Here is a 13,599-nt window from a genome sequence, read left to right as displayed (position 1 = left end):
TTCACCGTGCGACCGTCGCCTCCCGTCGGGCGGGGGCAGGCGCGGGGCAAGCGAAAGGGCCCGTACGACCGAAGTCGTACGGGCCCCTTCAGGAGCTCGCGCTGGGAGCTACCAGGTCAAGTCAACAACATTACTTGTTGATCTTGGTGACCTGGCCGGCGCCGACCGTCCGGCCACCCTCACGGATGGCGAACTTCAGGCCCTCTTCCATGGCGACGGGCTGGATGAGCTCCACCTTCATCTCGGTGTTGTCACCCGGCATGACCATCTCGGTGCCCTCGGGGAGGGTCACGACGCCGGTCACGTCCGTCGTACGGAAGTAGAACTGCGGACGGTAGTTGTTGAAGAACGGCGTGTGGCGGCCACCCTCGTCCTTGGACAGGATGTACGCCTGGGCCTCGAACTCCGTGTGCGGGGTGACCGAGCCCGGCTTGATGATGACCTGGCCGCGCTCGACGTCCTCGCGCTTGATGCCACGGAGGAGCAGACCGACGTTCTCACCGGCCTGGCCCTCGTCGAGCAGCTTGCGGAACATCTCGATGCCGGTGACCGTGGTGGTGGTCTTCTCGGTCTTGATGCCGATGATGTCGACGGTCTCGTTGACCTTCAGGACACCACGCTCGATACGGCCGGTGACGACCGTACCGCGACCGGTGATCGTGAAGACGTCCTCGATCGGCATCAGGAAGGGCTTGTCGACGTCGCGCTCCGGCTCCGGGATCGCGGTGTCGACGGCGGCCATCAGGTCCAGGACCGACTGGCCCCACTCCTTGTCGCCCTCGAGCGCCTTGAGCGCGGAGACCTTGACGACCGGAACGTCGTCGCCCGGGAACTCGTACTCGGAGAGCAGCTCACGGACCTCGAGCTCGACGAGCTCCAGGATCTCCTCGTCGTCCACCATGTCGGCCTTGTTCAGGGCGACGACGATGTACGGAACGCCGACCTGGCGGGCCAGGAGCACGTGCTCCTTGGTCTGCGGCATCGGGCCGTCGGTGGCGGCGACCACGAGGATGGCGCCGTCCATCTGGGCAGCACCGGTGATCATGTTCTTGATGTAGTCCGCGTGACCCGGGCAGTCGACGTGCGCGTAGTGACGCGTCTCCGTCTGGTACTCGACGTGCGCGATGGAGATGGTGATACCGCGCTGGCGCTCCTCGGGAGCCTTGTCGATCTGGTCGAACGCCGAGGCCTCGTTGATGTCCGGGTACGCGTCGTGCAGCACCTTGGTAATGGCGGCCGTGAGGGTCGTCTTACCGTGGTCGATGTGACCGATGGTGCCGATGTTGACGTGCGGCTTAGTCCGCTCGAACTTCGCCTTCGCCACTGGGGTCCTCCTGTGGAGTGGTTCTGTACGCCTTACTTCATCGGCGCCAGGTGATCTTTGCTGTTAGTGCCCGGGCCCCGGGGCACCCCCCGCAAACGGTGACGAATGCGGGTGAATGCCCCGGCAGGCTCCGGAGTCAAGCCTAAGGCGTATGAACGCAGTGCGTTAACGCAGTGCGTTACTCGCCCTTGGCCTTCGCGATGATCTCCTCGGCGACGTTCCGCGGAACCTCGGCGTAGGAGTCGAACTGCATCGAGTAGCTTGCGCGACCCGACGTCTTGCTGCGGAGGTCTCCGACGTAGCCGAACATCTCCGAGAGGGGCACGAGGCCCTTCACGACGCGGGCACCGGCCCGCTCCTCCATGGCCTGGATCTGACCACGGCGGGAGTTGATGTCGCCGATGACCTCACCCATGTAGTCCTCGGGCGTGGTGACCTCGACGGCCATCATCGGCTCGAGCAGCACGGGGCTGGCCTTGCGCGCGGCCTCCTTGAAGGCCTGCGAACCGGCGATCTTGAAGGCGAGCTCGGAGGAGTCGACCTCGTGGTAGCCACCGTCGATGAGCGTGACGCGCACGCCCGTCATCTCGTAGCCAGCGAGGATGCCGAACTGCATGGCCTCCTGCGCACCGGCGTCCACCGAAGGGATGTACTCCTTCGGGATGCGGCCACCGGTCACCTTGTTCACGAACTCGTACGAGGCGTCGCCGCCCTCGATGGGCTCGATCGCGATCTGCACCTTGGCGAACTGACCGGTACCACCGGTCTGCTTCTTGTGGGTGTAGTCCACGCGCTCGACGGCCTTGCGGATCGTCTCGCGGTAGGCGACCTGCGGCTTGCCGACGTTGGCCTCGACCTTGAACTCACGGCGCATACGGTCGACCAGCACCTCGAGGTGCAGCTCGCCCATACCACCGATGATCGTCTGGCCGGTCTCCTCGTCCGAGTGGACCTGGAAGGAGGGGTCCTCCTCCGCGAGACGCTGGATGGCGACACCCAGCTTCTCCTGGTCACCCTTGGACTTGGGCTCGATGGCGACCTGGATGACCGGCGCCGGGAAGTCCATGGACTCCAGGATCACCGGCTGCTTGTCGTCGCACAGCGTCTCACCGGTCGTGGTCTGCTTCAGACCCATGACGGCGATGATGTCGCCGGCGCCCACCGCGTCGATCTCCTCACGCTTGTTCGCGTGCATGCGGTAGATCTTGCCGATGCGCTCCTTCTTGCCCTTGACGGAGTTCAGCACGGCAGTGCCGGACTCCAGGCGGCCCGAGTAGACCCGGACGAAGGTGAGCTTGCCGAGGTGCGGGTCGCTCATGATCTTGAACGCCAGCGCGGACAGCGGCTCGTCGTCGGACGGCTTGCGCTTGACGACCTCCTCCGGGTCGTTCACGGCGTGGCCCTCGATGGCCTCGACGTCGAGCGGGGAGGGGAGGTAGCGCACGACCGCGTCGAGCAGGGGCTGGACGCCCTTGTTCTTGAACGCGGTGCCACAGAACACCGGGGTGACCGTGGTGTCCTTGGACTTGCCGGACGCGATGGTGATGCGACGGATCGCGGCGTACAGCTGCTCCACGGAGGGCTCGGTGCCCTCCAGGTACAGCTCCATGATCTCTTCGTCGTTCTCGGCCACGGCCTCGAGCAGCTTGCCGCGGTACTCCTCGGCAGCCTCGGCGTGGGTGTCCGGGATGTCGACGACGTCGTACATCTCGCCCTTGGTGGCCTCGGCGGACCAGACCAGGGCCTTCATCGTCACGAGGTCGACGACGCCCTTGAAGTCGGCCTCGGCACCGATCGGCAGCTGCATCACGATCGGCTGAGCGCCGAGGCGGTCAGAGATCATGTCGACGCAGCGGTGGAACTCGGCACCGGTACGGTCGAGCTTGTTGACGAAGCAGATGCGGGGGACGCCGTAGCGGTCCGCCTGACGCCACACCGTCTCGGACTGGGGCTCCACGCCGGCGACGCCGTCGAACACCGTCACGGCACCGTCGAGCACGCGCAGGGAACGCTCCACCTCGACGGTGAAGTCGACGTGGCCCGGCGTGTCGATGATGTTGATGGTGTGGTCGACGTCTTCCAGCGGCCAGTGACAGGTGGTGGCAGCAGAGGTGATCGTGATGCCACGCTCCTGCTCCTGCTCCATCCAGTCCATGGTGGCAGCGCCGTCGTGGACCTCACCGATCTTGTAGGACACACCGGTGTAGAACAGGATCCGCTCGGTGGTGGTCGTCTTGCCCGCGTCGATGTGGGCCATGATCCCAATGTTGCGGACCTTGGCCAGGTCAAGTGAAGTGGTAGCCATAAGGCTTCAGTCTTCTCTCGGTCTCGATGTGGGTAGCGACTACCAGCGGTAGTGCGCGAAGGCCTTGTTGGACTCGGCCATCTTGTGCGTGTCCTCGCGCTTCTTGACGGCCGCACCGAGGCCGTTCGAAGCGTCGAGAAGCTCGTTGAGCAGACGCTCGGTCATGGTCTTCTCGCGACGGGCGCGGGAGTATCCGACCAGCCAGCGCAGCGCCAGGGTGTTGGCGCGGCCGGGCTTGACCTCGACCGGCACCTGGTAGGTGGCGCCACCGACACGGCGGGACTTGACCTCGAGGGTCGGCTTGATGTTCTCGAGAGCGCGCTTCAGCGTGATGACCGGGTCGTTGCCGGTCTTCTCGCGCAGGCCCTCCATGGCGCCGTAGACGATGCGCTCGGCGGTGGAGCGCTTGCCGTTCAGCAGCACCTTGTTGATGAGCGACGTGACCAGAGGAGAACCGTAGACCGGGTCGATGATGACCGGGCGCTTCGGGGCGGGGCCCTTACGAGGCATTCTTACTTCTCCTTCTTGGCGCCGTAGCGGGAACGGGCCTGCTTGCGGTTCTTGACACCCTGGGTGTCGAGGGAGCCACGGATGATCTTGTAGCGAACACCCGGCAGGTCCTTCACACGGCCGCCGCGCACGAGCACGATGGAGTGCTCCTGCAGGTTGTGTCCCTCACCCGGAATGTAGGCCGTGACCTCGATCCCGCTGGTCAGACGCACACGCGCGACCTTACGCAGGGCCGAGTTCGGCTTCTTCGGGGTGGTCGTGAACACACGCGTGCAGACGCCACGACGCTGAGGGGAACCCTCGAGTGCGGGCGTCTTGTTCTTCTCGACCTTGTCCTGCCGGCCCTTACGGACCAGCTGCTGGATCGTAGGCACTACTTCTCCGGTTTCTGTGTGCCGATGGGTACAGCTAACCTGGAACGTCGCCGACCCACGCGGTCGGGTGTGTCGAATCCGGCGGACTCCCGCCGCGAGGCGAAAAGAGCACAGATTACGGTGGCCAGTAGCGGCTCGCTATGCGGTTGATGGCACGCACAAGAGCCAGGGCACACCCCAGGCACAAGGTCTGAGCGTACCTACCTCATACGCTGTGGTCAAAACAAATGGGCCGCGCCCGCATTGCCATACGAAGCATGTCAAGACCCTACGCCGTACATGATCTTCGAATTCACGTTCCCGACACCTTGGGAAGCTACGTCACCGCAGCTCACCCCAGGTCAGGCGGAGGCCAGAGCCGCCGCGATCAGGATCGTGATGATCAGCGCCCATCCGGCGACCGACAGCCAGCCCAGGACAAGCCCGGTCATGGCGAGGCCCTCGCCCCGCTCACCGGTGCGCTGCATTTCGCTGCGGGCGGAGTGCCCGAGGATGACCGCGGGGATGCCGGTGAGCCCGGCGGTGAAAAACGTGAGGATCCCGCAGACCATGGAGCCGACCGCCTTGCCGTTCGTCGGCGGCGGGGCCGGCAGAAAGGTCGCGGGCACGGCCGGAGCGGCCTGGCTGACCGGCACGGGGCCCTGCGGCAGATCGGCGACCAGAAGGGCCAGCTCCCCCACCGTACGGGCCGCGTAGGCCCGCGCCACCCGCCGGTCGAACTCCCCCTTCTCCAGCCGCCCCTCCCCGTACCCCGCCCGGAGCACGTCCACGGCACGCTCACGGTCGGCGTGGGAGGCGAGCATGGACGGAGCGGGCTGCCCCTGCCAGGTCTGCCCCGGGCCCTGGAGCGGCGGCGAGCCCCCCTGCCAGGCCTGAGGCAGACCACGCTGCCCCTGCGAGCCCTGCTGCCAGGGCCGCAGGGGTACGTCCTGCCCCGACTGCGGGACATCCTGCGCCCGCTGCGAGTCCCCCTGCCCGGACTGCCAGGGCTGCCACGACGGATTGGACACGAGTACCTCCCCGAACCCCCCGAGTCACTCCATGATGCGCCGAAGCGGCATTTGCGGCACAGACCGCGTCCGGGACGCGATGGTCCGGTCCGGCCTCCTTCTGCGCGGCCACGGTCGCCGACCGCGGCCGCCCGGTGAGTGCCGCCGACTCGCCGACGAGGTCGCCGGGCCCACGCAGCGCGGGCAGCGCCTCGTAGCCGTTGGCCGCGGAGGCCGTGACCTTGGTCCAGCCCTGTACCAGGAAGAGGACGTGCGACCGCTCGCCCGCCGCGTCCTTCGCCCTGCGAACGGGCTCGTCTCGAACCGATCTGGCACGAGGTCACCGCCCGTGCGGCCGTCGCTCTCGGCTTCGCCCCTGAGATGGCGGAGGTGCTGCTGCACCTGCAGGCTCAGGACGAGGCTCGACGGGCCCGCGTCGCGGAGGCGACGAAGGCCGGGCGAGACGTCGCCGACGAGGACCACCCGCCCGGGGCCATGCCGCGTCTCCCGGTCGAGAGCTGCGCACACGCCGAGGGGCGGCCACCCCAAAAGGTGACCGCCCCTCAGTGGACGTAGGCCTTACTGGTTGTACGGACCGTAGTCGTAGTCCTCCAGCGGGACGGCCTGGCCGGAGCCGGTGCCGAACGGCGAGTAGTCGATGTCGTCGTAGCCGACGGCCGAGTACATCGCGGCCTTGGCCTCCTCGGTCGGCTCGACCCGGATGTTGCGGTAGCGGGACAGGCCCGTACCGGCCGGGATGAGCTTACCGATGATGACGTTCTCCTTGAGGCCGATCAGGGAGTCGGACTTGGCGTTGATCGCCGCGTCCGTGAGGACCCTGGTCGTCTCCTGGAAGGACGCCGCCGACAGCCACGACTCGGTCGCCAGCGAGGCCTTGGTGATACCCATCAGCTGCGGACGGCCGGAGGCTGGGTGGCCGCCTTCCTGGACCACACGACGGTTCTCGACCTCGAACTTCGAGCGCTCGACCAGCTCGCCGGGCAGCAGCTCGGCGTCGCCGGACTCGATGATCGTCACACGGCGCAGCATCTGCCGGATGATGATCTCGATGTGCTTGTCGTGGATCGACACACCCTGCGAGTTGTAGACCTTCTGGACCTCGCCGACCAGGTGGACCTGGACGGCACGCTGGCCCAGGATGCGCAGCACGTCGTGCGGGTTGGTGGCACCCACGGTGAGCTTCTGGCCCACCTCGACGTGCTCGCCCTCGCTGACCAGGAGCCGGGCACGCTTCGAGATCGGGTACGCCGTCTCGTCGCTGCCGTCGTCCGGGGTGACGACGATCTTCTTGGTCTTCTCGGTCTCCTCGATCCGGACGCGGCCGGAGGCCTCGGAGATCGGGGCGACACCCTTCGGCGTACGGGCCTCGAAGAGCTCGACGACACGCGGCAGACCCTGGGTGATGTCGTCACCGGCCACACCACCGGTGTGGAAGGTACGCATCGTCAGCTGGGTACCGGGCTCACCGATGGACTGGGCGGCGATGATGCCGACCGCCTCACCGATGTCGACCAGCTTGCCGGTGGCCAGCGAGCGGCCATAGCACATGGCGCAGGTGCCGACCTGGGACTCGCAGGTCAGGATCGAGCGGGTCTTGACCTCCTCGACACCGTGGTGCACCAGCTGGTCGATGAGCACGTCGCCCAGGTCCACGTTGGCCGGCGCGATCACCTTGCCGTCGATGACGACGTCCTCGGCGAGCATGCGGGCGTAGACGCTGGTCTCGACGTCGTCCGCCTTGCGCAGCACACCGTCGGCGCCGCGGTTGGCGATCCGCAGCTTCAGACCGCGCTCGGTGCCGCAGTCCTCCTCGCGGATGATGACGTCCTGCGAGACGTCCACCAGACGACGGGTCAGGTAACCCGAGTCGGCGGTACGCAGAGCGGTGTCCGCCAGACCCTTACGGGCACCGTGCGTGGAGATGAAGTACTCCAGCACGGACAGGCCCTCACGGAACGACGCCTTGATCGGACGCGGGATCGTCTCGTTCTTCGCGTTCGACACCAGACCACGCATACCGGCGATCTGACGCATCTGCATCATGTTGCCTCGTGCACCCGAGTTCACCATCATGAAGATCGGGTTGGTCTTCGGGAAGTTGTCGTTCATCGCCTCGGCGACCTCGTTGGTCGCCTTGGTCCAGATCGCGATGAGCTCCTGCGTGCGCTCGTCCTTGGTGATCAGACCGCGCTCGTACTGCTTCTGGACCTTCTCGTCCTGCGCCTCGTAGCCCTTGACGATCTCCTTCTTCGCCTCGGGAACGACGACGTCGGAGATGGCCACGGTGACACCGGAACGGGTCGCCCAGTAGAAGCCGGCCGCCTTCAGGTTGTCGAGCGTCGCCGCCACGATGACCTTGGGGTAGCGCTCGGCGAGGTCGTTGACGATCTCGGAGAGCTGCTTCTTGCCGACCTCGTAGTCGACGAACGGGTAGTCCTCGGGCAGCAGCTCGTTGAAGAGCGCGCGGCCCAGGGTCGTCCGCAGCCGGAAGGTGTCACCCTGCTGCCACTCCGGCTCGCCCTCCTCCTGCGCCGGCGGGGTCCAGCCGCGCGGCGGGATGGTGCCCACCGGGAAGCGGATGTCCACACGCGACTGCAGCGAGAGCTCGCCGGCGTCGAACGCCATGATCGCCTCGGCGACGGACGCGAAGGAACGCTCCTCGCCCTTGACGTTGCGCATCTCGCCGTCGGTGGTGAGGAAGAACAGACCGAGGACCATGTCCTGGGTCGGCATCGTCACCGGACGGCCGTCTGCGGGCTTGAGGATGTTGTTCGAGGACAGCATCAGGATGCGGGCCTCGGCCTGCGCCTCCGCGGACAGCGGCAGGTGCACGGCCATCTGGTCACCGTCGAAGTCCGCGTTGAACGCGGTGCACACGAGCGGGTGGATCTGGATGGCCTTGCCCTCGACCAGCTGCGGCTCGAAGGCCTGGATGCCGAGGCGGTGCAGGGTGGGAGCACGGTTCAGCAGAACCGGGTGCTCGGCGATGACCTCTTCGAGGACGTCGTACACGACCGTGCGGCCGCGCTCCACCATGCGCTTGGCGCTCTTGATGTTCTGCGCGTGGTTCAGGTCGACCAGGCGCTTCATCACGAACGGCTTGAAGAGCTCCAGCGCCATCGCCTTCGGCAGACCGCACTGGTGCAGCTTCAGCTGCGGACCGACGACGATCACGGAACGCGCGGAGTAGTCCACACGCTTGCCGAGCAGGTTCTGACGGAAACGGCCCTGCTTGCCCTTCAGCATGTCGCTGAGGGACTTCAGCGGGCGGTTGCCGGGGCCCGTGACCGGGCGACCACGACGGCCGTTGTCGAACAGCGCGTCGACGGCCTCCTGGAGCATGCGCTTCTCGTTGTTCACGATGATCTCGGGCGCACCGAGGTCGAGAAGGCGCTTCAGTCGGTTGTTGCGGTTGATCACACGGCGGTACAGGTCGTTCAGGTCGGAGGTCGCGAAGCGGCCACCGTCCAGCTGCACCATCGGGCGAAGGTCCGGCGGGATGACCGGCACGCAGTCCAGCACCATGCCCTTGGGGCTGTTGCTGGTCTGCAGGAACGCGGAGACGACCTTCAGGCGCTTGAGCGCACGGGTCTTCTTCTGGCCCTTGCCGGTACGGATGATCTCGCGGAGGCGCTCGGCCTCCTCCTCGAGGTCGAAGGACTCCAGGCGCTTCTGCAGAGCAGCCGCACCCATGGAGCCGTCGAAGTAGGTACCGAAGCGGTCACGGAGCTCGCGGTAGAGCAGCTCGTCACCCTCCAGGTCCTGGACCTTGAGGTTCTTGAACCGGGTCCACACCTCGTCGAGACGGTCGATCTCGCGCTGCGCACGGTCGCGCAGCTGCTTCATCTCACGCTCGGCACCCTCGCGCACCTTGCGGCGCACGTCGGCCTTGGCGCCCTCGGCCTCGAGCTCGGCCAGGTCGGACTCGAGCTTCTTGGCGCGGGCCTCCAGGTCGGCGTCCCGGCGGTTCTCGATCTGCTGGCGCTCCACGGAGACGTGCGCCTCCAGGGAGGGCAGGTCGCGGGTACGGCGCTCCTCGTCGACGTACGTGATCATGTACGCCGCGAAGTAGATGACCTTCTCCAGGTCCTTCGGGGCGAGGTCGAGCAGGTAACCCAGCCGCGACGGAACACCCTTGAAGTACCAGATGTGCGTGACGGGAGCGGCCAGCTCAATGTGGCCCATCCGCTCACGGCGCACCTTGGCGCGAGTCACCTCGACGCCGCAGCGCTCACAGATGATGCCCTTGAAGCGGACGCGCTTGTACTTGCCGCAGTAGCACTCCCAGTCCCGGGTCGGACCGAAGATCTTCTCGCAGAAGAGTCCGTCCTTTTCGGGCTTGAGGGTGCGGTAGTTGATGGTCTCGGGCTTCTTGACCTCGCCGTGGCTCCACTGACGGATGTCGTCAGCGGTGGCCAGGCCGATCCGGAGCTCGTCGAAGAAGTTGACGTCGAGCACTATGCGTCAATCCCTCTCAGGGTTGTAAGTCTTTGGTCTGATACGGGGGTCCTGGGGCCGGCCGGAGGTTCCTCACCAGGGCCTCCGGCCGGACTCCCGTCAGACCTCTTCGACGCTGCTCGGCTCGCGCCGGGACAGGTCGATGCCGAGCTCCTCCGCAGCGCGGAAGACATCCTCGTCGGTGTCACGCATCTCGATGGACATACCGTCGCTGGACAGCACCTCCACGTTCAGGCAGAGCGACTGCATCTCCTTGATGAGCACCTTGAAGGACTCGGGGATGCCGGGCTCGGGGATGTTCTCGCCCTTGACGATGGCCTCGTAGACCTTCACGCGGCCGGTGACGTCGTCGGACTTGATGGTCAGCAGCTCCTGGAGGGCGTACGCGGCGCCGTAAGCCTCCAGCGCCCACACCTCCATCTCGCCGAACCGCTGGCCACCGAACTGGGCCTTACCACCCAGCGGCTGCTGGGTGATCATCGAGTACGGGCCGGTCGAACGCGCGTGCAGCTTGTCGTCGACCAGGTGGTGCAGCTTCAGGATGTACATGTAGCCGACCGAGATCGGCTCCGGGAACGGCTCACCGCTACGGCCGTCGAACAGCCGCGCCTTGCCGGACGGGAGAACCATGCGCTCGCCGTCGCGGTTCGGGATGGTGTGCTGCAGCAGACCCGCGAGCTCGTCCTCGCGCGCACCGTCGAAGACGGGGGTCGCGACGTTCGTGCCCGGGTCGACCTGGTCGGCGCCGATGGCCTGCAGGCGCTGCGCCCACTCGTCGGCGAGACCGGAGACGTCCCAGCCACGGCTGGCGAGCCAGCCGAGGTGGATCTCGAGCACCTGTCCCGGGTTCATTCGGGACGGCACACCCAGCGGGTTGAGGATGATGTCGACCGGAGTCCCGTCCTCGAGGAACGGCATGTCCTCGATGGGCAGGATCTTCGAGATGACACCCTTGTTGCCGTGCCGGCCGGCGAGCTTGTCACCGTCGGTGATCTTGCGCTTCTGCGCCACGTACACGCGCACCAGCTGGTTCACACCGGGGGGAAGCTCGTCGCCCTCCTCGCGGTCGAAGACGCGCACGCCGATGACCTTGCCGGTCTCGCCGTGCGGCACCTTCAGCGAGGTGTCACGGACCTCACGGGCCTTCTCACCGAAGATCGCGCGCAGCAGGCGCTCCTCCGGGGTCAGCTCGGTCTCGCCCTTCGGGGTCACCTTGCCGACGAGGATGTCGCCGGCGATGACCTCGGCGCCGATGCGGATGATGCCGCGCTCGTCGAGGTCGGCGAGGACCTCCTCGGAGACGTTCGGGATGTCCCGGGTGATCTCCTCGGGGCCGAGCTTGGTGTCACGGGCGTCGACCTCGTGCTCCTCGATGTGGATCGAGGAGAGGACGTCGTCCTGCACGAGGCGCTGCGACAGGATGATCGCGTCCTCGTAGTTGTGACCCTCCCACGGCATGAACGCCACGAGCAGGTTCTTGCCCAGCGCCATCTCGCCGTTCTGGGTGGCCGGACCGTCGGCGAGGACCTGGCCCTCGATGATCCGGTCGCCCTCGTTGACGATGACCTTCTGGTTGACCGAGGTGCCCTGGTTGGAGCGGGCGAACTTGGCCAGGCGGTACGTGATGTACGTGCCGTCGTCGTTGGCGGTGGTGATGTAGTCCGCGGAGACCTCCTGGACCACACCCGCCTTCTCGGCCTTGACCACGTCGCCGGCGTCGACGGCGGAGCGGTACTCCATGCCGGTGCCGACGAGCGGGGACTCGCTCTTGATCAGGGGCACGGCCTGACGCATCATGTTCGCGCCCATGAGGGCACGGTTGGCGTCGTCGTGCTCGAGGAACGGGATCATGGCGGTCGCGACCGACACCATCTGGCGCGGCGAGACGTCCATGTAATCCACGTCGTCACCGGCGACGTAGTCGACCTCACCGCCACGGCGGCGGACCAGGACCCGGTTCTCGGCGAACCGCAGGTCGTCCGAGAGCGTGGCGTTGGCCTGCGCGATGACGAAGCGGTCCTCCTCGTCGGCCGTCAGGTAGTCGACCTCGTCGGTGACCTGACCGTCGACGACCTTGCGGTACGGCGTCTCGACGAAGCCGAACGCGTTGACACGGCCGTAGGAGGCGAGCGAGCCGATCAGACCGATGTTCGGGCCTTCAGGCGTCTCGATCGGGCACATGCGGCCGTAGTGGGACGGGTGCACGTCACGGACCTCGAAGCCGGCCCGCTCACGGGAGAGACCACCCGGGCCAAGAGCCGACAGACGGCGCTTGTGGGTGAGACCCGACAGCGGGTTGTTCTGGTCCATGAACTGCGACAGCTGGCTGGTGCCGAAGAACTCCTTGATGGAGGCGACGACCGGCCGGATGTTGATCAGGGTCTGCGGCGTGATCGCCTCGACGTCCTGAGTCGTCATGCGCTCACGGACGACGCGCTCCATACGAGCCAGACCCGTGCGGACCTGGTTCTGGATGAGCTCGCCGACGCTGCGCAGACGACGGTTGCCGAAGTGGTCGATGTCGTCGGTCTCGACGACGATCGTGCCGCCGCTGTCGCCGGTCGTCTCGGTCTCGCCGGCGTGCAGCTTGACCAGGTACTTGATCGTCGAGATGACGTCCTCGACGGTCAGGATGCCCGCGTCGAGCGGAGCGTCGGCGCCCAGCTTCTTGTTGACCTTGTAGCGGCCGACCTTGGCGAGGTCGTAACGCTTCGGGTTGAAGTACAGGTTCTCCAGCAGCGTCTGCGCGGCCTCACGCGTGGGGGGCTCGCCCGGACGCAGCTTGCGGTAGATGTCGAGCAGCGCGTCGTCCTGGCCCTGGGTGTGGTCCTTCTCCAGGGTGGCGCGCATGGACTCGTACTCGCCGAACTCCTCCAGGATCTGCTCGGTCGTCCAACCGAGAGCCTTGAGCAGAACGGTCACGGACTGCTTGCGCTTGCGGTCGATGCGCACACCGACCATGTCGCGCTTGTCGATCTCCATCTCCAGCCAGGCACCCCGGGACGGGATGATCTTGGCGGAGAAGATGTCCTTGTCGGACGTCTTGTCGATGGAGGAGTCGAAGTAGACACCGGGCGAACGGACCAGCTGCGACACCACGACACGCTCGGTGCCGTTGATGACGAACGTGCCCTTGTTCGTCATGAGCGGGAAGTCGCCCATGAAGACCGTCTGGGACTTGATCTCGCCGGTCTCGTTGTTGGTGAACTCAGCCGTCACGAAGAGCGGAGCGGCGTACGTGAAGTCGCGCTCCTTGCACTCGTCGATGCTGTTCTTCGGCGGCTCGAAACGGTGGTCGCGGAACGTCAGCGACATCGACCCGGAGAAGTCCTCGATCGGGGAGATCTCCTCGAAGATCTCCTCCAGACCGGACTTGGTGGGGACGTCCTGACCGGACTCCAGAGCCGCCTCGACCCGACTCTGCCAGGCGGTGTTCCCGAGCAGCCAGTCAAAGCTCTCGGTCTGCAACGCGAGCAGGTTGGGAACCTCGAGGGGCTCCTTGATCTTTGCAAAGGAGATGCGCAGCGGGGCGGTGCTGGCACCGTTGTTCGTATTCGCGGTCGAGGCAGTGCGCGAGGCGGCCAAGAGGGGGTCCTTCCGAGGGCTCGGACTCACTAC

The 13,599-nt window shown here is 66.4% G+C and carries 8 protein-coding genes and 1 pseudogene; 1 reads left to right on the top strand and 8 read right to left on the bottom strand.

Translation table 11 applies throughout. The features are described 5' to 3' along the window. Positions 1–130: 130 nt before the first annotated feature. From tuf to ACFY1U_RS06635, 6 genes and pseudogenes are all read right to left on the bottom strand, one after another. Complete coding sequence (gene tuf, locus ACFY1U_RS06660; protein ID WP_344404671.1) at positions 131–1,324, bottom strand: elongation factor Tu; 1,194 nt, start codon at positions 1,322–1,324, stop codon at positions 131–133. A gap of 178 nt (positions 1,325–1,502) precedes the next feature. Beyond that, entirely contained in the window at positions 1,503–3,629 is a 2,127-nt protein-coding gene (fusA, locus tag ACFY1U_RS06655; RefSeq protein ID WP_115906453.1) for an elongation factor G, read from the bottom strand. Between the two features lie 39 nt (positions 3,630–3,668). After that, a complete protein-coding gene (gene rpsG, locus ACFY1U_RS06650) occupies positions 3,669–4,139 on the bottom strand; it encodes a 30S ribosomal protein S7 (RefSeq protein WP_003998848.1) in 471 nt (156 codons plus the stop codon). Between the two features lie 2 nt (positions 4,140–4,141). Further along, complete coding sequence (rpsL, locus tag ACFY1U_RS06645) at positions 4,142–4,513, bottom strand: 30S ribosomal protein S12 (RefSeq protein ID WP_003948652.1); 372 nt, start codon at positions 4,511–4,513, stop codon at positions 4,142–4,144. Positions 4,514–4,854: 341 nt separating this feature from the next. After that, complete coding sequence (locus ACFY1U_RS06640) at positions 4,855–5,316, bottom strand: DUF1707 and DUF4190 domain-containing protein (protein ID WP_390693659.1); 462 nt, start codon at positions 5,314–5,316, stop codon at positions 4,855–4,857. 310 nt (positions 5,317–5,626) lie between these two features. Beyond that, positions 5,627–5,779 (bottom strand): annotated as a pseudogene (locus tag ACFY1U_RS06635) (cyclic nucleotide-binding domain-containing protein); the annotation flags it as partial. A 104-nt stretch (positions 5,780–5,883) separates the two neighbouring features. On the opposite strand from ACFY1U_RS06635, the gene ACFY1U_RS06630 reads away from it, so the two are divergent. After that, positions 5,884–6,078, top strand: coding sequence for a hypothetical protein (locus tag ACFY1U_RS06630; RefSeq protein WP_390693034.1), 195 nt, complete (start codon positions 5,884–5,886; stop codon positions 6,076–6,078). A 3-nt stretch (positions 6,079–6,081) separates the two neighbouring features. On the opposite strand, the gene ACFY1U_RS06625 is transcribed toward ACFY1U_RS06630, so the two are convergent. Together ACFY1U_RS06625 and rpoB are read right to left on the bottom strand one after the other, a co-directional pair. Then, positions 6,082–9,981 carry a DNA-directed RNA polymerase subunit beta' gene (locus tag ACFY1U_RS06625; RefSeq protein WP_351462489.1) on the bottom strand — a complete coding sequence of 1,300 codons (3,900 nt, stop codon included), beginning with the start codon at positions 9,979–9,981 and terminating at the stop codon, positions 6,082–6,084. A gap of 99 nt (positions 9,982–10,080) precedes the next feature. After that, positions 10,081–13,566 carry a DNA-directed RNA polymerase subunit beta gene (gene rpoB / locus ACFY1U_RS06620; RefSeq protein ID WP_390693033.1) on the bottom strand — a complete coding sequence of 1,162 codons (3,486 nt, stop codon included), beginning with the start codon at positions 13,564–13,566 and terminating at the stop codon, positions 10,081–10,083. Positions 13,567–13,599 lie beyond the last annotated feature (33 nt).

This window comes from Streptomyces sp. NPDC001351, assembly GCF_042896045.1.
Taxonomy (GTDB): domain Bacteria; phylum Actinomycetota; class Actinomycetes; order Streptomycetales; family Streptomycetaceae; genus Streptomyces.
Note: the sequence above shows the minus strand (reverse complement) of the source record. Positions and strands in the feature narration are given on the sequence as shown.

What these genes read in the sequence shown, in the direction of transcription:
- fusA (WP_115906453.1), bottom strand. Translation starts at nt 3,629, where the DNA reads ATGGCTACCACTTCACTTGACCTGGCCAAGGTCCGCAACATTGGGATC.
- rpsG (WP_003998848.1), bottom strand. Translation starts at nt 4,139, where the DNA reads ATGCCTCGTAAGGGCCCCGCCCCGAAGCGCCCGGTCATCATCGACCCG.
- ACFY1U_RS06640 (WP_390693659.1), bottom strand. Translation starts at nt 5,316, where the DNA reads ATGCTCGCCTCCCACGCCGACCGTGAGCGTGCCGTGGACGTGCTCCGG.
- ACFY1U_RS06630 (WP_390693034.1), top strand. Translation starts at nt 5,884, where the DNA reads ATGGCGGAGGTGCTGCTGCACCTGCAGGCTCAGGACGAGGCTCGACGG.